The sequence below is a fragment of the Paenibacillus sp. LjRoot153 genome, from assembly GCF_964253085.1.
Classification (GTDB): Bacteria; Bacillota; Bacilli; order Paenibacillales; family NBRC-103111; genus Paenibacillus_E.
Genome location: NZ_CAXUQH020000001.1, coordinates 7,501,700 through 7,522,928, shown reverse-complemented (window position 1 = coordinate 7,522,928; position 21,229 = coordinate 7,501,700). Strand labels below are relative to the sequence as shown.

At 44.8% G+C, this 21,229-nt stretch carries 18 protein-coding genes; 11 read left to right on the top strand and 7 right to left on the bottom strand.

Features of this window, described 5'->3' with window-relative positions; genetic code table 11:
* Window positions 1-29: 29 nt before the first annotated feature.
* Both ACSQ8P_RS32545 and ACSQ8P_RS32540 read right to left on the bottom strand, forming a co-directional pair.
* Entirely contained in the window at window positions 30-938 is a 909-nt protein-coding gene (locus ACSQ8P_RS32545; protein ID WP_436238977.1) for an ArsR/SmtB family transcription factor, read from the bottom strand.
* 393 nt (window positions 939-1,331) lie between these two features.
* On the bottom strand, window positions 1,332-2,000 hold the full coding sequence (locus tag ACSQ8P_RS32540) for a hypothetical protein (RefSeq protein ID WP_436238976.1): 669 nt from the start codon (window positions 1,998-2,000) through the stop codon (window positions 1,332-1,334).
* A 148-nt stretch (window positions 2,001-2,148) separates the two neighbouring features.
* Between ACSQ8P_RS32540 and ACSQ8P_RS32535 the strand changes: the two genes are divergently transcribed.
* Window positions 2,149-3,642: a sialate O-acetylesterase gene (locus ACSQ8P_RS32535; RefSeq protein ID WP_436238975.1), complete on the top strand. Its 1,494-nt coding sequence runs from the start codon at window positions 2,149-2,151 to the stop codon at window positions 3,640-3,642.
* Between the two features lie 57 nt (window positions 3,643-3,699).
* Here the strand turns inward: ACSQ8P_RS32535 and ACSQ8P_RS32530 are convergent, their stop codons facing one another.
* Both ACSQ8P_RS32530 and ACSQ8P_RS32525 read right to left on the bottom strand, forming a co-directional pair.
* A complete protein-coding gene (locus ACSQ8P_RS32530; RefSeq protein ID WP_436238974.1) occupies window positions 3,700-5,364 on the bottom strand; it encodes a DUF2339 domain-containing protein in 1,665 nt (554 codons plus the stop codon).
* A 156-nt stretch (window positions 5,365-5,520) separates the two neighbouring features.
* Complete coding sequence (locus ACSQ8P_RS32525; RefSeq protein ID WP_436238973.1) at window positions 5,521-6,105, bottom strand: AAA family ATPase; 585 nt, start codon at window positions 6,103-6,105, stop codon at window positions 5,521-5,523.
* Between the two features lie 213 nt (window positions 6,106-6,318).
* Here ACSQ8P_RS32525 and ACSQ8P_RS32520 point away from each other — a divergent pair, with 213 nt between their 5' ends.
* Window positions 6,319-7,413, top strand: a complete 1,095-nt coding sequence (locus ACSQ8P_RS32520) for a serine hydrolase domain-containing protein (RefSeq protein WP_436238972.1) — start codon at window positions 6,319-6,321, stop codon at window positions 7,411-7,413.
* A gap of 301 nt (window positions 7,414-7,714) precedes the next feature.
* Here the strand turns inward: ACSQ8P_RS32520 and ACSQ8P_RS32515 are convergent, their stop codons facing one another.
* Window positions 7,715-8,587: an AraC family transcriptional regulator gene (locus ACSQ8P_RS32515; RefSeq protein WP_436238971.1), complete on the bottom strand. Its 873-nt coding sequence runs from the start codon at window positions 8,585-8,587 to the stop codon at window positions 7,715-7,717.
* Window positions 8,588-8,761: 174 nt separating this feature from the next.
* On the opposite strand from ACSQ8P_RS32515, the gene ACSQ8P_RS32510 reads away from it, so the two are divergent.
* From ACSQ8P_RS32510 to ACSQ8P_RS32495, 4 genes are read left to right on the top strand one after another with little or no spacing between them, the layout of a single operon-like run.
* The gene (locus ACSQ8P_RS32510; protein ID WP_436238970.1) at window positions 8,762-9,196 is read left to right on the top strand and encodes a GNAT family N-acetyltransferase; all 435 of its coding nucleotides are present in this window, start codon (window positions 8,762-8,764) and stop codon (window positions 9,194-9,196) included.
* Window positions 9,197-9,202: 6 nt separating this feature from the next.
* Window positions 9,203-9,670 (top strand): GNAT family N-acetyltransferase, encoded by a 468-nt coding sequence (locus ACSQ8P_RS32505; protein ID WP_436238969.1) that lies wholly within the window; start codon window positions 9,203-9,205, stop codon window positions 9,668-9,670.
* 30 nt (window positions 9,671-9,700) lie between these two features.
* The gene (locus ACSQ8P_RS32500) at window positions 9,701-10,375 is read left to right on the top strand and encodes a response regulator transcription factor (RefSeq protein ID WP_436239665.1); all 675 of its coding nucleotides are present in this window, start codon (window positions 9,701-9,703) and stop codon (window positions 10,373-10,375) included.
* Complete coding sequence (locus ACSQ8P_RS32495) at window positions 10,372-11,364, top strand: sensor histidine kinase (RefSeq protein WP_436238968.1); 993 nt, start codon at window positions 10,372-10,374, stop codon at window positions 11,362-11,364. The genes ACSQ8P_RS32500 and ACSQ8P_RS32495 overlap by 4 nt, the downstream gene beginning before the upstream one ends.
* Here ACSQ8P_RS32495 and ACSQ8P_RS32490 read toward each other — a convergent pair whose 3' ends face one another.
* On the bottom strand, window positions 11,365-13,338 hold the full coding sequence (locus ACSQ8P_RS32490; RefSeq protein WP_436238967.1) for an FtsX-like permease family protein: 1,974 nt from the start codon (window positions 13,336-13,338) through the stop codon (window positions 11,365-11,367).
* Complete coding sequence (locus ACSQ8P_RS32485) at window positions 13,335-14,081, bottom strand: ABC transporter ATP-binding protein (RefSeq protein WP_436239664.1); 747 nt, start codon at window positions 14,079-14,081, stop codon at window positions 13,335-13,337. The genes ACSQ8P_RS32490 and ACSQ8P_RS32485 overlap by 4 nt, the downstream gene beginning before the upstream one ends.
* A 328-nt stretch (window positions 14,082-14,409) precedes the next feature.
* Between ACSQ8P_RS32485 and ACSQ8P_RS32480 the strand changes: the two genes are divergently transcribed.
* The 5 genes from ACSQ8P_RS32480 (at window position 14,410) to ACSQ8P_RS32460 (ending at window position 21,228) form a co-directional block, all read left to right on the top strand.
* A complete protein-coding gene (locus ACSQ8P_RS32480; protein WP_436238966.1) occupies window positions 14,410-15,855 on the top strand; it encodes a DEAD/DEAH box helicase in 1,446 nt (481 codons plus the stop codon).
* A gap of 185 nt (window positions 15,856-16,040) precedes the next feature.
* Window positions 16,041-16,985 carry a carbohydrate ABC transporter permease gene (locus tag ACSQ8P_RS32475; protein ID WP_436238965.1) on the top strand — a complete coding sequence of 315 codons (945 nt, stop codon included), beginning with the start codon at window positions 16,041-16,043 and terminating at the stop codon, window positions 16,983-16,985.
* A gap of 20 nt (window positions 16,986-17,005) precedes the next feature.
* Complete coding sequence (locus ACSQ8P_RS32470) at window positions 17,006-17,833, top strand: carbohydrate ABC transporter permease (protein ID WP_436238964.1); 828 nt, start codon at window positions 17,006-17,008, stop codon at window positions 17,831-17,833.
* Window positions 17,834-17,980: 147 nt separating this feature from the next.
* Complete coding sequence (locus tag ACSQ8P_RS32465) at window positions 17,981-19,330, top strand: ABC transporter substrate-binding protein (protein ID WP_436238963.1); 1,350 nt, start codon at window positions 17,981-17,983, stop codon at window positions 19,328-19,330.
* A gap of 107 nt (window positions 19,331-19,437) precedes the next feature.
* On the top strand, window positions 19,438-21,228 hold the full coding sequence (locus ACSQ8P_RS32460) for a cache domain-containing sensor histidine kinase (RefSeq protein ID WP_436238962.1): 1,791 nt from the start codon (window positions 19,438-19,440) through the stop codon (window positions 21,226-21,228).
* Window position 21,229: the final 1 nt, after the last annotated feature.

Sequence of the window (21,229 nt, the reverse complement as noted above, 5' to 3'; positions counted from 1 at the left end):
GCTTCCGCTGTCTATGAGTTGAAGGAGAGCTATTTATCTTCTTGCATCGTCACGATAATATCTTGGGCATAGTTGCCGAATTGTTTGCCAAATAGCGTAACACCACCACAATTCGCAGACGTTTCTAAGGAGGCAATACGGAAATGAATATCCTGTGAGAATAAGATATTCAGGTCGTGAATCGTAGTAGATGAAATTTGTGTCCCATCTAAGAAGGAGCCCTGCGGATTCACGGTAATAATCTTCAGCAGGCCATGCTGAGTGTTGCCATTTCCCCACCAGTCGGGGGAGAGTACGCCTCTGTGTTTACCGAAATCACCAGGGCATGTCCACTGTCCAAGTGGCTTATCGTTGATCGAAAAAGAAATATCCGATGGCCAATTCTCGTTAAAGCCAGGAGCTTCCGAGCAGATTTCAAATGAAATCTCCAGCGAGCGAAGCTTCTGGTTGCTATGGAAAAAATTCGGGATGCGATACTCCACATAGCCGCTGCCGAACCAAAGCATACCTGCTTGTACATGCTGCGGATCCGCAAAGTACCGCGGATCATCCAGCACGCCAATCAGCTGCGTCGGTGACGCCAAGCCACATGTCGGGTTCACGTCGAAGGATGAGTACTGACCGATGGGAATCGCAACCGTCGTTGTCGGATGCTCATAGGGCTTCTTCGACTTAAACTGAAGTGTGGCTTGTTCGAGCTGCAGGTAGCAGATCTTTTGCGTGCCGCGCACACCGGTTACGTTCTCCGACCGAACAATGCCAGCTTGCTCCAGCTTCTGAATATGCTTCGTCACGATTGCTGACGAAATCTCAAGTCGCTGGGACAGCTGTTTAATATTTAATGGCGCTTCGCCAAGAAGTTCAATCATCTTCACGCGAGTTTCCGATGAGAAGCACTCCAGGAAGGGCATATTTTTGGATGAAACCTCAATTTGCATAGGGGATACCTCGACTTTGTAGGCATATTTGTTTCTATTGTATAACCTGCAGGTTATTTAAACAACTTGATTGTGAGGATTTGTTGGATATTTGTCGAGGAACTTGAATCATGTTGTAATCTATACAACATGATTCGGGCTTTCGGGGCAAAATTGCCCTTAATGTTGTATTTGATACAACATTTTGAGGCGAAAAGCCCCAATTCGGACCAAACCAGCCAATAATGTTGCATGAAATGCAACATAGATGCACAAGGCAGCTGTTTTCCAGCAATCATGTTGCACATAATGCAACATGCCGAGAGTTGTGCTGTCTCTGTCTCTGTCTCTGTCTCTGTCTCCGGCTCCGGCTGTTTTGTCATGCCTCCACGTCAGCATGAAGCTCCTAGCACATCACAACAATCGCTGCCAAGCGCCATCGTTCAGCTCATAGTATCGCGCATAGGTACCGCCACCCTCTTTCTTGCGCAGAACGCCTTTCCCAACAAGGCCATTAAGCCACTTACGAGCTGTACGAAAGTTAACTTCGTAACGGCTAATGATGTCCTTCGGGCGCAGCGGTCTGCTGAGGTTGATGGCTAGTCGAAGAACTTCTTTTTCATCCGGAGTCAGCGTTGCTGCAGTTGATGGCCGAATGAGGTGGGGACCAATCACTAACTGCAGCAGCATTTGGCATACTTCGGGTCTGTTCTGGATATCGTCGAAGGAGAAATGGATCATTCTCCAACCCATCCCAGTAAGGAAGGTGTCGCGATTCAACGCATAACTGAACTTTTCGCGATCCATCTCTCTGATATGACTCTGAAAACCATCGCATTCTATCCCGAAACGTCCACCAGGGCTGAGGTAAGCGAAGTCGAGGAATTGAGATTTTCGATTCCAATCATAAATCTCATACTCGGGATGCAGATTATCCAAGCTTTCCAATAAAGGCCACCACACCTGTTGGAGAAATAGTTTCTCAGCATAGTTATGTCCGCGGAGCAAACGTCCTTTGCGTTCTCCGGCTCGGCGAGCTAGGTGATCTTCTATAAATGTTTTGTGAGCAGGTTCAAATAACATCGTGTAATCGTCGCCTCCTTTTAGAAAAACAAAAAAAAACGCCTCTCCGCCTACTCGGCAAAAAGGACGTTCTTCGTCTACGAAATAGTGTATCATGAGAAAGAGATACGAGCTATTATTATCCAATTTTAGGTAATGGGGTGTGGAAATGAGCAACCGCTTTCAACTACATGCGATCTTCTCCGATGGTATGATTTTGCAGCGAAATCAAGAGAACCCCGTCTGGGGGAAGGGCCCTGATGGGATGCAGCTAACCTTGGAGTGCCAAGGACAACAGGTACAAACAATCAGCGTAAACGGCAAGTGGCAGGCGATACTGCCTGCATCCGAAGCGGGTGGCCCGCATATCTTAACGGTCAGCTCCGAGGGACGACAACTTGCAACTGTTCATGATGTGTACTTTGGCGATGTTTGGCTAGCTGGTGGACAATCCAACATGGAGTGGAAGGTGCGAGATACTAGTCATGCGCAGGCGGACATCGCGGAAGCCAATTTCCCACTGATTCGTCACTTTGAAGTTCCTCGATTGGAGTGGGAGAATCCATCCGAAGTAACGTTTATGAACGCAACATGGAAAAAGGCTGCACCAGAAAATGTCCCTGACTTTTCAGCGGTTGCCTATCATTTTGCCCAGCATATTCAGGCTTCAGAAGGCGTACCGATTGGCATAATCGGCTGCTATTGGGGAGGAACATCGGCATCAAGCTGGGTGAGTGAGGCCACCATTAGCCAGCAACCCGAGCTGCAGGTATATGTAGATTCCTTCCAAGAGCAGGTGAAGGATTTCGACTGGGATGCCTTCGCAATAATCCGTCAAGCCTATGATCAATCAACGGCAGACTATGAATCACGTAAAGCTGCTGGTGCAAGTGATGAAGAGCTCGGGGGCTATCCATGGCCACCTCCAATGAGTCCGCATAGCTTCATGAGACCAAGCGGTCTCTACGAAACGATGCTGCTCAAGGTAGTTCCCTATGGGTTAAAGGGATTCATATTCTATCAAGGAGAAAGCGATGCAGGCCGTGCTGAGCTGTACGATAAGCTGCTGACAGGACTTATCCATAATTGGCGTTCACTCTGGCACAATGACCATCTTCCCTTCCACTTCGTTCAATTGACATCCTACTGTTCGGATGGTAATCCAGACGGTGAATCATGGCCGTTGCTGCGCGAGTCCCAAGCGATCGTGAATGAGCGCGTCACACATACGGGCATGGCCGTCACATTAGATTGCGGTGAGCGCGATGACATTCATCCGCGAGATAAGCGGACAGTGGGGTATCGCCTCGCTTTAACAGCATTGGAGCATGTCTATGGGAGAGAGCTTACGAGCTCAGGCCCCGTGTACCGTGAGCTGCACATCGAAGATGGCCGAATTGTGCTTCATTTTGATCATACAGATGGGGGGCTAGAACTTCCTGCGGGGAGCGAGCAACTCATCGGCTTCCAAATAGCTGCTGAGGAGGGTCCATTCCTGACGGCTGAAGCGAGCATCGTTGGTAACACTGTTGAAGTGTGGCATCCAGAAATTACGAAGCCAGCAAAGGCGCGATATGCCTGGACGAATTACACGGAGGCCAATTTAGTAAATGGACTTGGCTTGCCAGCGGGGACATTCCGCACGCATGTTACACGAGAATAGATGAAATCAGGCGTCCACTCTACGGAGTGAACGCCTTTAGTGCAACAGGGGGAGTATTCAAGAAGCAGATGACTTCTTGTAGAAGAAACGCGATAACAAAAGACCGACGAAACCAAGTCCAATAAACAAAATCGCTTTAATTGTTAGAGAGACATTTGGCAAGTCCATCAAGATGACCTTCATTAAAGTTAGGAATAACAAAGCGATACCAGTGAGTCTTACTTGTTTAACTTCTTTCTTCAGTCCATAGGCAATCACACTAATCGCGTAAAGGACCCATGCCGTTGAAACACACAGATGTTGGATATTTACACTGAAATCGTGTGTCAATGTTCGTGTTACTTCCGTTATGAAATACAAGAATAGGAATCCAAGCCCGTACTTAAGCATGATTAATGTGTTCTTAGTTGTGGTGCCGACCCCGAAATGAGAAACCATTGTGATCATACACACCATGGTTCCTACTAATAATAGCCATATTAACATTTCAACCGAAATGATGTTGCTCATACCTTCTATGACTGTCCCCAATGCAGTTGCAAAAGCGAGTACATAGATGATGACGCCATTGATTTTTTGTAATAACGATTTCACGATGAAACCAAGTAGCAGCGCAATAATTCCCTCTACTAATAAGAAACCAGGTAATGCATCAGTGCTGAAGTAATTAGCCGAGTAGAAAAGCAAGGCATAGGATGCTATTGTCATCGTATAGGGTAACTTCTCGTGTGCTTTTCTGTTGAACCAGTAGGAAATCAAGGCATAGACCATACAAGTTGTAACCATCAAAACGTTGAATTGCGTATCGGTGTAAGCTACTTTAAACCAAATAGCGGTGAACGCGAAACTGGGAATCAGCAATCTAAGTTGGTGATTCATCGTGGGACTTTTCAAACATATAGTCACTAGCAAAGCTGCTTGCTGTGCTAACACCCCAATCGCTGCAACCTTCGCATCTCCATGTACACCAAGGCCAAATAGGAACAATGCTAAGGGGAGTAGACTGAACGAAGTGTAAAATAAACCGACAAATTGATTTCGTATGGCATACAGCATAAAACTTACAAATAATAGCGTCTCGTAACTAACAAAAAATACGGAGGAAGGGTTGTTACTATTTAATAAGAAAGGCGTCAAAACACCCGCTGCACTTGCTATGATGGCTAATGATTGTGATTTTAATTTGTGTGAAAACCATAAGCCCAAGACTACCCATAACACATTCATGGTGAACGCAATAGGTGCCCCAATGAGTTCATACAATTGATGGCAAGCAAAGGTGGTTAGCATGAACAATCCGATAGAACCGCCTAATAAAACCTGTGAGAGCAAAGGTCGATTTGCCTTGTGTTGTTTGAAACCGAGTATGACAAAGGTTCCACCGACCAAAAATCCAATAGCACAGCGCATGCGCTCTGTGAGGAGTCCGTTGTCAACCGCCGCTTTGAATCCCCATACGATTCCGATAAGAAGTACGAACATAAAAACTCTCGGCAGCCATACCCTGGCAATAAGGTGTTCCCAGTCGGTTTCTACTTTCGTAACTGCTTGTTTGGATGGAGCAATAGGTGAAACGTGAACGGGATTATGATTGGGATTGAAATTTGGATTTGGATGACTTACTTTGTTTTCAGTTGGTTTGCTTTGCTTTAACATTGCGATTTCTTTCTCAAGTTCGAGAACTCTCTTTTCTAAGTTCTCAAATCGATTATGAATGTCCAAGGCCCAACCTCCCCTTAGCTCAGTGATATTTTCGGGCAAATGTTGTATACATTCAGGATAGCAGTTTATGAGGGATGAAATAAGTACTATCCTGTTGTAGTACCTAAGTGCAGTCAATTTACAAAGAAGTACATGTAAACCCCCGATAAATCCAAATCAGGCTAAGATGAAGGCAGCTAACGCAGCTTCCCTAGCATCCGATAGCGGCTCCGAATTATCCCAATACAGGAGAGACGACGTTTTCATCCGCCAAGTAACTTCTCTGCGCTGCAGCGAAGAACGGAATTGCTGCCAATTGTCCAGCTTCCATTCATCCAATTCAATGCCCCTTAAGCGAATACGCTCCTTATAAGCGTCCTCACTCGGTAAATACGCATAAATCACCTTAACGCTGACATCCTGAATGGATGCTCCGATACGAGCCAACTCTCCTTCCAGCCACAGCGGATCTCCCTGCTCCTTCGTAAAAGGACCGATCACGATAGCATCCTGATCAAGCGTGAGCTGTTCAAGCGCCGCGTCCATCGTGATGCGGTATCCCAAATCGCGGCAGTGTGCCTTATAAAATGGTGAATCCCGATCGCTTGGATCTTGCCCGGCAAGGGTCATGATTGCTTCTGCGGCGGGGCGCAGCAATGTGTCCATATCCAAGAAAGCCCCGCCATGTCGGCGCACCCAAGCCTTTGCTAGCGTTGTTTTGCCTGCACCTGCAGGACCGATGAAGAAGATTAATTTGCGCATAGGTAACCTCCAAAGTAACATTTCATCAAATTGTAACATAAGAGCGTTTACAACACAGATTTTCAGGAAACTTTCAGCTAGATTAAGGTTTCTTTAAGATTCTCACCACATTTGCTTCACACTTTTTCTGTATATTACAGGGAAAAAGGGGAAAACCAAACTGGAAGGATCGATCTTGTGTTAACAAATGTGATTAGTCCACTACGAAGTAGTATGGAAGCAACATCCCGTCCATCGGCTCATTGGCCCACACATGGCTGGCCAACATCAACGCCTGAGGCACAAGGATTATACTCAGCTACGTTAGCTAAGACTTTTGAGGTTTTCCATAATCAGGGCGTGCATAGTATAGCAGTTATTCGTAATGGTGTATGGGTGGCGGATGCTTGTAAAGAAGGGATTGGGTCTGACATCCCGCAAGATATGAAATCTGTTACCAAAAGCGTGACATCAGCGTTATTCGGGATTGCGTTAGGGGAAGGTAAGTTTAAGAGTCCGGAACAGCGTTTGGCCGCATTTTTTCCAGAGTTAGATAAGGATCCTCTGAAATCAAAGATCCGATTGAAGCATCTGCTTAGCATGACTTCAGGACTGTCATGGAATAATGATCAGGAGCAATCATCGACTGAGATGATGCATGCGTCGGATTGGATAGCGTATATTCTAAATCGCCCAGCCCAACATGAACCTGGTGCGGTGTTTAATTATTCGAACGGTGACGCTCATTTACTCTCGGCAGTTATTGAGAAAGTAACCGGTATGTCTATGTTTGAGTATGCGAAGTCTCGGTTATTCGAACCGCTTGGTATAACGAATGTGACCTGGAATCATGATCACCAAGGCATTACAATTGGTGCGTGGGCATTGGCTTTATCATTGGCGGATATGGCGAAGCTAGGCTTGCTTTATCTGAATGAAGGACAGTGGGAAGGAAAGTCAATTATTCCCCAATCTTGGATTCGTACATCATTAATGAAGCGAATTACTTTAAATTATAGTAACGGTACGCAAGGTTCTTATGGCTATTATTGGTGGACCAAGTCACTTGCAAAAGGGTTCAATAGAGGAAGTCGCAAGGAAATGGATATATTCTATGCATCTGGTTCAGGCGGTAGACGTATCTTCGGCATTCCGGAATTGAAGCTGATTGTTGCATTGACAGCGAATTCGGGTGATGTGGATATGCCAGAAAGCCTGTTGCACCATGTCGTGCAGGCTGTAAGGTCGAATAAACAGCTTGCTGAGAACCCCTTAGCCTTCGCGCAATTGCAGCAATCGATTCAACTATTCGCAACAACCCCCATATAGATAAACATCGTATAATAAAGAAAAGCTGCGTATCAAGTGATACGCAGCTTTTCCTTATGTTACTTTGCAAAAAGAGGATTTGCTTGTATGCCAAGCGCACCAAAAGAGAAGGCCTCGGTCAGTGTCTAGCTGACGGCCTCCCTCAATGCCGGCATCCCGCGCTTCATACATCCACTTCAACCTATAGTGATGAAATCTATACCGAAAAAGCTCCTAATTCCTGCAAATGCGTAGGAATCCAGGAGCTTTTTCTATATGTACCGGGGGAGGGGAAATAGAGCTGCTCTCACTCCCCCACCTACTACGCTCTCTTCACTGGTATCCATATTTCACTTCTAAACGTAGGCGAAGTCGTATCCTTATCCGCGTTCCACAGCATTTCCGGTCCGGCGACTTGTTCATAGCCAGAGGACGGGAACCATTCGGAGTAAATGCGTCCCCAAACATTTTGCAGCGTTTCAGGAAAAGGTCCGATGGATTCGAAAACCGCCCAAGTCGAGGCAGGCACATCGAGCTGTGTGAGATTTTCGGGACAGGGATTCGTTGTGGCAACGCCAATATAGTGGTCAAGCTCTCCTTTTTCCTCCATGCGGCCTTCGGAGAAGTTGGTAGAGGCACTTAGCAGTCCAATAGGCGCGACATTCGAAAGTTGCTTAAGCGTGGTAATGATGTCCATGTTCAAGCTTTGCCACATCGCTGCAATTTCGGGATTAACGCCGTTAAATATAATTGGAACTCTTTTCTGGATACCGACGATACTAAAAGCTTCTTTTTCCTCAATACGATAATTCATTTCATTTCCCCCTTGAATGGTGATTTGGAAGGTCATAGGCGGATAGGCTTTCAATGATTGCCCATTCAGTCTGGCTTCTGACGGTGTAATCCCATGTAAATTCTGAAAAGATCGCGTGAACGAATCGGGCGAGTTATACCCGTATTTGATGGCTATATCAATGACTTTGACATGGCTGTCTCTGAGTTCGAAAGCGGCAAGGCTTAGCCGTCTGCGGCGGATATACTCGGATAGCGGGATGCCCGCGAGAAAGGAAAACATTCGCTTGAAATGATATTCGGAGCATAAGGCTAGTCGAGCTACTTCTTTCGTGTCGATCGTGTCCGTCAGGTTGTCTTCGATATACTTGAGCGCACTGTTCATATTTTTAAGCAAATCCATGGTTCTGACCTCCTATATCCATAGAATAGCAGTAATTGCAGAGGGTTATCCGACATTTCGTGCACATGTTTGCAGGACATTCCGAATAGGAGAAAAGAGAATAACAGATATGCAATGGAATGTAGTATTATAGATGAAAATCAATGAACCCAGTTAAGTAGAGGAGCAGATATGATGGAGATTACATGGAATCAATTTGTTATCAGCGATAATAAAGAACTGTTAGATGTAGATGTGATCAAAGGTTTCCTCTCACGAAGCTATTGGGCGAATAAGCGGCCGGAGGAAAGGACATTACGCTCGATCGAGAACTCTGTATGCTACGGCGTCTATGAGGGGCGCAAGCAAGTGGGCTACGCGAGAGTCGTGACAGACCATGCGACCATGTATTATTTATGCGATGTATTTATTGATGAAGACTATAGGGGCATGGGGATCGGCAAGAAACTAGTTGAAAGTGTGATCACCTCTGATGATTATAAAGATCTCGTGGGCTTGCTGGGTACGAAGGATGCGCATGAGCTGTATAGACAGTATGATTTTGAACCGGATACAGAGCGATATATGCGACGTATGCCTGATTATGTAAGAAACATGGCGAGGAGCTGAGCAACGATGGTCCTGTCAATTAGAGAAGCAACGATCGACGAATCCGAACTCATTTACCAGGTCATGATAGAATCATTCAAAGAATACAACGGCAAGCTCAATCCACCGTCAGGTGCACTTAAGGAAACGGTAGACGATACCATCCATACGTTTACTATCGGTGGCGGAGCAGCACTCGCATGGGAAGGCGATAAGCTGGTAGGGTCAGCGAGGTACAAACCAGTCGACGATTATATGTATATTGGAAGGGTGTCGGTGCTTCCTGATTTCCGGGGAAAGGGCATCTGCAAAGCACTCTTAACTTTCGTGGAAAACAAAGCGCGAGGTCAGGGAATTATGGAAACTCGGATCGGTGTGCGACTATCCATTCCAGAGAATATTCAGGTATACGAACGATTGCATTACGAAGTCATCGAGCACAAATTTTATCCAGAGAGGATAGATAGTTGGTATGTCATGCGTAAAAAGCTATAAAGGTTAATGACAGGAAGTGTTGAGGATTTCATGTATCGAATCATGATGATTGAGGACGATGAGAAAATTAGGCGTATTGTCGCGGATACGTTGAAAAAGTGGCAGTATGATGTGGTGGAAGTGACCCGCTTTGACCAGGTTATCACGGAATTTAAGCAGACAGAACCACACCTCATTCTATTAGATATTAATCTTCCGGTGTTTGATGGATTCTATTGGTGCCAGCAGATACGTGCGGTGTCCAAAGTACCGATCATATTTCTGTCATCTAGAAATCAGAATATGGATATCATCATGGCGATTAATATGGGTGGGGATGATTTTATCCAGAAACCATTTGATTTGGATATTCTGGTCGCCAAAATTAGCGCGCTTATCCGCAGGAAATATACGTATCAGGAAGAAGAGAGCCTTCGATTCATGCATCGAGGTTTGAAATTAAATGTAACGAATTCCACCATTGAATATCATGGTCAAGTTACGGAGTTGAGCCGGAATGAATTCATCCTTTTACAACTAATCATGCGGAATATTGGGAAGATTGTTTCCCGTGAGGACTTCATGCAGGCACTATGGAATGAAGAACAGTTCGTCGATGATAACACATTGACCGTGAACGTGAACCGGATGCGAAGAAAAATCGCTGCGCTTGGACTGGAAGACTTTATTGTCACCCGGAAAGGAATGGGGTATTTGATCGAATGACCTTTCTGCGCTATCTCGCCTACGAAAAGTCTTATATGTATCTGTATCTGGTGGGGTTCCTGATCTCGGCGGCTGTATTTTTTGCTGATAGTCAGGGGGACTGGGCATGGGGGACATTCTTCTATGCCTTCACATTATCTTCGATGTTATTACTTGGTTTTTTAATATTCCGCTACCAGCAATATGTACGTGTAATCCGACATATGAAAAGTGAGGATTATGAAAGTTTGTCGTTGGAAGGCGAGTTCGCCCAGCTGTATATCGAGGAACTGAGGAAGCAGCATATCCATGAAATGAATCGCGTTCAGGAGAGGCAGCAGGAGCATTATGACTTTATCGTTTCGTGGTTCCATGAGATCAAAACTCCGATCGCCGTGCTTCGGTTACTGCAGCAAACGGATATGGACGCTGATAGTCTAAGGGAAGAGATCGCGAAGATTGAAAATTACGTAGACCAAGCACTCTATTACGCCAAGCTGGATAGTTTTAATCAGGATTATGCGATTCAAAATTGTGATGGTATCCAGATCTCGAAAGAGATCGTGAAGGCACATTCGAAAACGTTTTTCTCCAAAAAAATCCGCATCAGTCTGCAAGCAGAAACACTTGTGGTTCAAAGTGATCCTAAATGGTTGCTGTTTATCGTGAATCAGCTGATAACGAATAGTTTGAAATATACCGAAAATGGCGGCGAGATTACCATTTCAACCTGTGAAACACCGCAAGAAAAGCAACTGTTAATTCGGGATAACGGGATTGGTATAAGCCAAAAAGATCTTCCGCGAATCTTTAATCGTGGCTTTACGGGAGAAACGGGAAGAACGTTTGCGTTGTCGACTGGAATGGGCTTATATTTGGCACAGCAATTATCGAATAAGCTTGGTCATTATATTACCTGTACGTCCGAAGTCGGCGTATATACGCAATGTATCCTGCATTTTCCGAAAGATGAAGATCCTTACGTATACTTGCAGCAAAGAACGCAATGATTAGCTCATTGCGTTCTTTTGGTTCACTATTTTATAGTACACACTCGTGGAGGATACATAGAATAGGAAGTAGATGACAACATACAGGATCAAGATCGTAGAAATAATGGATGTGAGCTGCGGGAAGTTTCTTACCTCATGCAAGGTTGGATAATACGTAATAAACCAGCTGTGCAGCATGCCCAGGAGGAGAGGAGGCAAGAACACAAACAGCAATTGTTTGCGAATGACCCATTTCAGTTCATTGTCATCGACGCCGAGTTTTCGTAAAATCGCATAGTGTCGTTGTTCTTCCGTCGCTTCTCGCAACTGTTTGAAATAGATGATGCTTCCCATAGCGAATACGGCGATGGTGGCGAGAAAAGCAGCTGAAAATAGCAGCAAGGATGAAGTTTCAACATCTATTGAATAGAGATCGATGAATGCAGCATAGTAAGTTCCTGGTGTTTTTGAAACTAGGGCATGAACCTTATGTGATAAAGCATTCGAATGTTTGGCATCTTCGATTTGATAGATGTCGAACGAGGCAAGGGCTTCCCCTTGCTTTAGTCTTTCGAAAGCTTCATCCGAAATGATCAGTACGGAAGGTTTCAAACCTACGTCGCCACTTGCATTAGTAGCCTTACTAAGCAAGGCATAGTCTTTTTTTTCAACAAGATTGAATGTTGTTTCTTCCTTAAGGAGCACTGTGAATTTCGGCTGGTTATTTGTTGTAAACAGTATGGGTTTAGCTCCTTGTGAAAGAGCTACCGCTTCTTGATTTTGTAAATTCACTTGTTCTTTATCGCCGCGCATACGAACGACGTTATTATATTGTGATGCTGAGAACAGAAGGTATTTATCTTGGAAATTATCATCACCTGCACTTCCATTGGGGTTTCCCCTGTCTGTAACTGGTTTGGCAGATAGTCCCTCGATCCTTTCATGCCCAGTAATCGGATGACCTTCCTCTATCCATTGTTCAATTTGCCTTTGCGTGTTTGCATCCTGCGAGGTAAAGGCAATGTGGTTCGGAAATTCTTTGCCAGCCGAGTAAATTTGAACGGTATAGTTAATCGCAACGAACCCAACCAAGAAAATGACGACCGTACTGAATAATGAAATGAAGGTAAGATTCAACGTGTTTCCACGAATTGAGAAACGCAGCGAGGAAATCCACAGAATCTTGTTGCCCTCCAAATACGTTTTCCTGCGGCTAATCTTCTCCAGCACCCAGCCGAGAAATTGACGGAAAAATAAGTACGTCCCACCGATGATTCCAACAGTCACGGTAATCATGCTGGCCATAAGGTAATCTTTCCAGAAAACCGAATCTCCCTCCTGACTAATGAGAAAATAAGCTGCGCCTAACAGCAAGATGGATAGTAACGCAAGCCATGTGGAAAACGTAAGTGGCTTGTCCCTTTTTGCCACTGCATGAAATAATTCCACTAATTGTACTCGGCGTACACTTAGATAGCACTGCACACTAATAATGCCAATGAGTAAGACGAACAGAAGAATGGTTGATCCTACTGCTTGGATGGGGAATGCAAAGGAGATCACATCATCGTATTGCATCAGATTCATGAGCAGCATGCCGAAAAATTTGGATAGCAGCCCACCGATTAGAATCCCGCTTACGACAGAAATGCTACTCAGAAAACAGGTTTCGAGAAAGACCATGAAGGTAATTTGTCGTTCGCTCATACCGTACAGCAGATACATGCCAAATTCCTTTTTACGCTGTTTCATAAAAAACGAATTCGCATACAGAATGAAGAAAATAATGAACAAGAAAATGACAACAGAGGCAATAGACAAGCCAAGTTGGAAATTCCGCTTTTGTTCGATGGCTGCTAATATATCGCTATTGAACATTAAAGCGGTGAACGTAAAGTGAATAATGACTCCGATGAGCATGGAAATAAAATAGATCGCATACAGCCTGAAGCTTCGTTTCAAGTTACGCCAGGATAAATCGAGCAAGCTCATCGGCGGTCGCCCCCTATGGCACTTTGAATCGTTAGGATTCGCTCGAAGAATTCCTTCTCGGACTGTTCGCCTTTTACCATCTCATTGACGATTTTGCCGTCACGAAGAAATATCACGCGCTGGCAGTAGCTCGCTGCATACGAATCGTGGGTAATCATCAGAACCGTTGTCTTCAAAGTGTGATTGAGCAATTGAATTTGTTCAAGCAGTTGGGTAGCAGATCGGGAATCCAGTGAACCCGTTGGCTCATCGGCAAACACGATTGCTGGATTGGTGATGATCGCTCGTGCCGCAGCCGTACGCTGCTTCTGACCACCGGAAATTTCAGACGGATACTGGGATAGGATCGATTCTATGTTTAACGCTTCTATTAAGTTGGCTAATCGCTGTTCCATATCCGCGACAGGTGTTTTCTGTAACGAGAGCGGGAGCAGAATATTTTCTTTCACCGTTAAGGTATCAAGTAAGTTGTAATCTTGAAAGATGAATCCCATGCGTTTCTGGCGAAATTCTCGTAAGGCCTTCTTTTTCAAATCTAACAGCGATTTCCCTTCGACCCAAACCTCCCCGCCGTTAAAACTGTCAATCGTGGAAAGAGCATTCATTAAGGTCGTTTTGCCTGAGCCAGATGGCCCCATAATCGCGGTGAATTCCCCTTGTTCAATCGTTAAATCAATATTTATTAAGACTTGTGTTTTTCCATATGATTTGGATAAATTTTTTGTTTGAATAATTGCAGCCATGGTTTCGTCCTCCTTCACCACCTTACTATACCGACGAATTGACGTTTCAACCATCGATATACCATTATTTAAAGTGACGATTTTGTCATGTTGCATGAAGAAGCGGCAACGAACCTCTCCATTCATTTTTGCATGAAGGTAAAGATGGAGTTCTTCACGGAGCGTATCACCCTGACTTGTTTTTGTTACTATTTGCTAATGTTGGGCATTTCACTCGTGATTTTGCGGTGAATCGTGTGTCGAAGATGAAATCAGCTAGCCGTTTTTTTCTTTTCCGCTTCCAGATGTAGTAGAATAGAGCCACAGCAACAAGAAGGGGAGTCAAATCGTGACGACAAGAAGCTTTAATGATTATCAATTAAGTGAGGATATTACGCGTGCGCTAACTACACTGGGTTATACGCAGCCGACGGATGTACAGCACAAGGTGATCCCGATTGCGTTGCAGGAGCGGGACTTGACCGTGAAATCCCGCACGGGGAGCGGAAAAACGGCGGCATTCGGCATCCCGATCTGCGAGCTTGTGGAGTGGGAAGAGAACAGGCCGCAGGCACTCATCCTGACACCAACACGGGAGCTCGCCGATCAAGTGAAGCAGGATATGACGAACATCGGACGCTTTAAGCGGATTAAGGCAGTTGCTTTGTACGGCAAACAGCCTTTTGCCAAGCAGAAGCTGGAGCTGCACCAGAAATGCCATGTGGTCGTAGGCACACCGGGGCGTGTGTTGGATCACATTCAGAAAGGGACGCTGGACGTAGAGCGCCTGAAGTATCTGGTCATTGATGAGGCGGACGAAATGCTGCGTATGGGCTTCATCGAGCAGGTGGGAGCTATCATTGATGAGCTGCCAACGGATCGGATGACGATGTTGTTCTCGGCTACCCTTCCAAAAGATGTAGAGCAGCTGTGTCATCAATATTTGCGCAAGCCCATCGATATCGAGATCGAAACGCCTGAAGCTGCGAAAGTACAAATTGAGCATTCTCTTATCACGGTGCGGGAGAACGAGAAGTGGCCATTGCTTCAGAATGTCCTCGTGATGGAGAATCCAGAGAACTGCATTATTTTCTGCCGGACACAAGAGCATGTCGATAAACTCTACACACAGCTCGATCAGTTGGATTTCCCGTGTGATAAAATCCACGGTGGTATGGTGCAGGATGATCGTTTCCTGGTCATGAATGCATTCAAGCGCGGAGAGTTCCGATTCCTGGTAGCCACGGATGTCGCGGCAAGAGGGATCGATGTGGAGGACATCACACATGTCATCAACTATGATCTTCCGATGGAAAAAGAAAGCTATGTGCACCGCATTGGTCGGACAGGCAGGGCGGGCAAGACAGGCAAGGCGATTTCGTTCGTAACGCCGCATGAGGACAAGTTCTTGGCGGATATCGAGGGCTATCTAGGCTTCGATATCCCAAGGAAGGATGCGCCCGATTCCGAGGAGGTTGCCGCGAAGCGAGCTGCCTTCGATCAGAAGATGCAGGCAACGCCTGTCATCAAGCGGGATCGCAGTGACCAGTTAAACAAGGGCATCATGAAGCTCTATTTTAACGGGGGCAAAAAGAAAAAGATTCGCGCTGTTGACTTTGTCGGCACCCTCGCCAAAATTGAAGGTGTTACCGCTGAGGATATCGGCATCATCACGATTCAGGATAATGTGTCGTATGTCGACATTTTGAACGGCAAAGGGCCGATGGTGCTCAAAATTATGAAGAACACGACCATCAAGGGGAAATTGTTGAAGGTGCATGAAGCGAACAAGTAAAGATGTGATGGGGACCAGAGGGCCAATGGAGGCTCTCTGGTTCTTTGCTGTGCGCGATTTTTCCCTGTTACAAAATAGAAATCTACGCTGCAGGTTAAAATATTACTCGAAAGGGTCAATTCTGTGACTTATCCGTGAATCGCTCACAAGGTAGACTATAGAAAATACGACATGGGGTGAATTTCATGGCTAACCATATACAATCGCAAGCAGGTAGTATCCCAAAAACCCAAGTGAAGCCGAAACAGTCCAAACAGCAAATTCGAGAGAATTTAGCCGGATATCTTTTTGTTAGTCCCATGGTCATCGGCCTATTCGTTTTCACGTTATTTCCAATCATTGCTTCCTTCTTTTTGAGCTTTACCGATTGGAACTTTGTTGCCGGGTTTTCGAAGGTGAAATTCCTCGGGTTGGACAACTTTATAAAGCTGATTCATGACAGTGTATTTCTACTTTCATTGAAGAACAATATGATTCTGATGGTCGTTGTTCCGTTAACACTCATTGTTTCACTGGTTTTAGCGGTACTGATTGATAAACAAGTGTATTTCAAAGGTGTTTTCAAAGTTATTTACTTCATTCCGTATATCTCAAGTGTGGTTGCGGTAGCGATCGTGTTCCAAGTTCTCTTCCACCCAACGTACGGGCCGATTAACCAAACCTTAATCGACTGGGGAATTGCCAATCCACCGAAATGGCTTGCCGACCCTGATTACGCTTTGTACTGTGTGATGGGTCTAATGGTATGGATCAACATTGGGTACAACATGATTATTTTCATGGCAGGACTTCAATCCATCCCGAAAGATCTTTATGAAGCAGCAGATATTGATGGTGCATCGAAATGGAAGCAATTTTACAGCATTACCATACCATTACTGTCACCAACAACATTCTTCTTGCTCGTATCGGGCATTATTGGAACATTCAAAGTATTCGATGTCATTTCCGTATTGACCAATGGTGGACCGGCTAACTCAACGAGTGTGGTCGTGTACCGCTTATACGAAACAGCCTTCATTAACCTGCAATCTGGCTATGCTTCTGCGATGGCGATTGTGCTTCTAATTCTCGTACTCTTAATTACGTTAATTCAATGGTTCGGCCAACGTAAATGGGTCAACTATTAAACTAGAATGGAGGTTAACACATGGATAATAAGAAAAGTCTCAAAAAGATTATTATAACGATCGTGATGGCCATCTTCGGCATCCTGTTTATGACGCCATTCCTATGGATGATCTCAGCTTCCATGAAGCCAGAAGCCGACGTATTCATTTTTCCGATACAGTGGATTCCTAAACATTTTAGCCTAATTGAAAATTATAAAACGGTATGGACGACCAAATTCCCCTTGTATTATTGGAACTCCATTAAGGTAGCTGTCATCACGACTGCTTTATCCGTACTATTTTCATCGATGGCGGCTTATGCCTTTTCTAAAATTAAGTTCCGCGGCTCGAATATTCTCTTTGTTCTCGTTCTTATTATTTATATGGTTCCAAGTCAGGCGATTCTCGTGCCGCAATTCCTTTTGCTTCGTTCCATGCACCTGTATGATACGCATCTAGGACTTATTCTTCTAGGATCTTTCAGCGTACTGGGTACGTTCATGCTGCGTCAGTTCTATCTAGGTATCCATGATGAGTATATGGAATCCGCAAGGATTGATGGCGCTGGTCATGCCCGCATTTTCTGGACCATCTGTACACCGCTTGTACGTCCTGCGATTGCGACTTATGCGATCTTGCGCTTTATCTGGACATGGAATGATTACCAAAATCCATTGATTTTCCTAAGAGACAAGTCGTTATTCACACTTCCACTAGGGATTCATTCCTTCGCCGATTTAAATGGCGAATTCTACTCCCTAATCATGGCCGCTTCCGTTTCTGCGATCTTACCTTTGTTGATCATTTTCATCATTGGACAGAAGCAAGTTATCGAAGGGATTTCCATGGGTGGCGTTAAAGGCTAAACTCCTGTTTACAAGCAAGATGTCAAAATAAGAGTACATGAGGTTAAAATATTGCCTCGTGTGCTCAAACTAAGTTTGTTACGATTCGTCATGTAAAGGTTTTCAGTTATCGCAGCATTATACAAATATCTTCTTGGAGGGGTTCATATGAAAAAGAGTTTACTCGTATTAAGCGGTGTTCTAGCAATCAGTACTGCGCTTGCAGGCTGTGGAAGCAAAAGTGAAGATAAACCAGCAGAAACGGCTGGCGGTGCAGCAACTTCATCAACGAATGCACCTGTTACGATTAAAGTACAAGCATGGTACACAGAAGCACAAGGCAACTGGAATGCAACTGTTGATGCGTATAACAAAACTCACCCGAACGTTAAAGTCGTTTACGAGAGCATGTCCGAAAAGGGCGATTCCCAAGAAGGTATGAAAAAGCTTGATCTACTAGCTGCTTCCGGCGAGCAAATGGACGTTGTAATGTACTCCAGCGCATCTGACTTTGCACAACGTGTAGGCGCGGGAATTCTTGAGCCACTCGATGCTTACTTGAAAAAAGATAACATCGTTGTTAAAGACGAGTACAAACTTGATCCGGTTGTTAACGGCAAATACTACGCTTTGCCTGGTAAAATGATCGAATGGTTCGTTCTTTTGAACAAAGACAAATTAGATGCAGCTAAGCTTCCAGTTCCAACAGAATGGACTTGGAATGACTACGCAGAATACGCGAAGAAACTGACTTCAGGTGACGGCGCAGCGAAACAGTACGGTTCCTACTTCCACAACTGGAAAGACTACGCGCTACTTGGTTTGAACAACAATATGGACAATCCGTACCTGGTGAAATCCGATGGCACAGAGAATATTGATAACCCGCAGGTTCGTTTCTCCTTGAACCTACGTAACCAAATGGAAAACGTAGATAAATCGTCCGTTCCTTACTTCGAAGTTGTTTCCCAAAAGATGGCTTACCGTGACGTGTTCTACGCGGGTAAAACAGCCATGCTAGCAACAGGTAACTGGATGGTTGGTGAGCTTGCACAAAACGCGAAGTTCAACACGGTATTTGCTCCGTATCCGAAATATGATGCGAAAGATGCAAATGGTCTAACTGAAGTTGGCGCTGACTTCATGGGTGTTGCTGCAAACTCCAAAAATAAACAAGCCGCTTATGACTTCGTGAAATGGTACACAACAGAAGGCATTCAAACGCAAGGTCTGTTCTTCTCCGGTTGGAAGAAAGCGGATATTAATGCAAACGTGGATGCGATTCTAAAAAGCGGAAAACCAGATCAAGTATCTAAAATTGATAAAGCTTCCTTGCTATCCACTTTGAAAGTGAACAAAGCGACAAAATTGGTTGTTCCTCCAACGTACGCTTTGCAACAAGAGAAAGAATACTTAACGCAAGTTGAGTTGTTCTTAACTGGCAAGCAAGATCTAGAGAAAACAATTTCAACGGCGAAAGCTAAAATTGAAGACATCAGAAAAAGTAATGCGAAGTAATCGGTAACGATTAGTCTAGCGTTACTGGTATAATGTGTATAGGGAGCAAGAGGAGGCCACAGGGCCCCTCTTTTTTCCCATTTTATTGGAAAAGGTGGGAAGCGTTAGTGCTGCAATGGTTTCGCACATTATCTCTTCGTAATAAATTAGTACTAACGATTCTGATTTGTCTGGTTCTACCATCCATCGTGTCGATGAATGTGTCGAATTTGTTCACACGGGATGCGGTTCGTTCACAAGTGGCAGACAGTGCAAGGCAATCCATGCGTATTGCGAATCAGATTGTCTCAGAGAAATTGAAGAATATGGTCTATCTCATGAACTTTATTCAATTGGATGAGGATCTACAGGAGCCTATTTTGAGCTTAAGTCATGTAAATGAAACAACGCCAATTGGAGATATTGTGTTAGATAAGAAAACCATATCGAATCGGGTTACAACGGTGATTAGGTCATTAGGTAATTTGTACGTCACGATACTATTGCCGAATGGGCAGTATGTGGCTTCCTATACGACTTTTAATTTTGAACCGAAATCGTTTATGGATAAAGAATGGATGCCTGGTGTAGACCAGGTAACTGGTTACAATGTGAAATGGATTGGCGTTGAGCCGAATTACAGTCAGGAGTCGATTCAACCTTATCTATTGGCAGCAGCAAAGCCACTTCGATTAAATGGCTCCACATATGGCTATGTCATTGTGGGTCTTGAGTTAGATGTACTTCAAGATTTTTTTGCTCAATATCAGGATAATGAGTCCATGGTCATCATTGATGAAAACGGCCGAGTCTTGGTGGATAAGGATTCTAGTCAGATCGGCAAGCCATTTATGTATTATGACCAGCTTTCTACTGAGGAAGGTTCCACTTTCGTGAAGGTAGCTGGTGAAGAATATATCATGCAGAGTGCTCAAGTCACGCCGGAATGGAAGCTCGTGAACATGACGCCTTATAAGGCGGCTGCCAAGCAAATTCAGTCTTTTCGAAAGACGGATTTCGGTATCCAATTGGTGTTTCTGATCTTGTTCGCGGTTGTGCTGCTCTATGTGGTGCGTACACTAACGAAGCCTATCGCAAAGCTTGTCCAAACCGTTGTCCGAATCGAATCTGGTCAATTGAGCGAACGTTCCAACATACATGGCGGGGACGAAGTCGGCCGGTTGGGCTATGTATTTGACCGCATGATTGATCGTATCGAGCTGACGCTCTTCGAGAATAAGCGAGAGCAAGAGCTCAAGCGTAAGGCTGAGTTGGCGATGCTCCAAGCACAGATTAATCCCCATTTTCTTTTTAATGTATTAAATTCCATTCGGTTGAAAATTATGATGAAAGGCGACGAGGAGAACGCTGAATTGATCAGCTCATTGTCTGCCCTCTTGCGCATGACCATCAATCGCAATAACGCATACATCACGCTCCATGAAGAGATTGGGATCAACGAGCACTATGTTCGTCTGTTGAATTCGAGGCACGGCGATCGGGTTGTTCTGCGTGTATCCGCGGCTTCCGACACCCTGCTTATCCAAATTCCGCGTTTCCTTCTGCAGCCGCTCATTGAGAATGCGTATATTCATGGACTTAAAAGTAAAGCAGGTGAAATAATGATTGTTTCCCGAATTGCTGAGGATGGCAGGTTGCAAGTAGAGATCCAGGATTCCGGTGTTGGCATGACGCCAGAGCGGTTGTTGGAGCTTCGCAATCATTTAGAAGCTACCCCAATAATGCCTGTAGCGGAAGAAGCAAGCAGTCCTTCCCTATCGGGGATTGGTTTACATAATGTGTTTGAACGACTTCGGATGATTTATGGCCATCAATTCGATTACAACATTGAAAGCAGTCTGGGACACGGCACTCAGATTATTCTGCTCTTCCCACAGCAACCTGAGAAAGAGGTGTGAC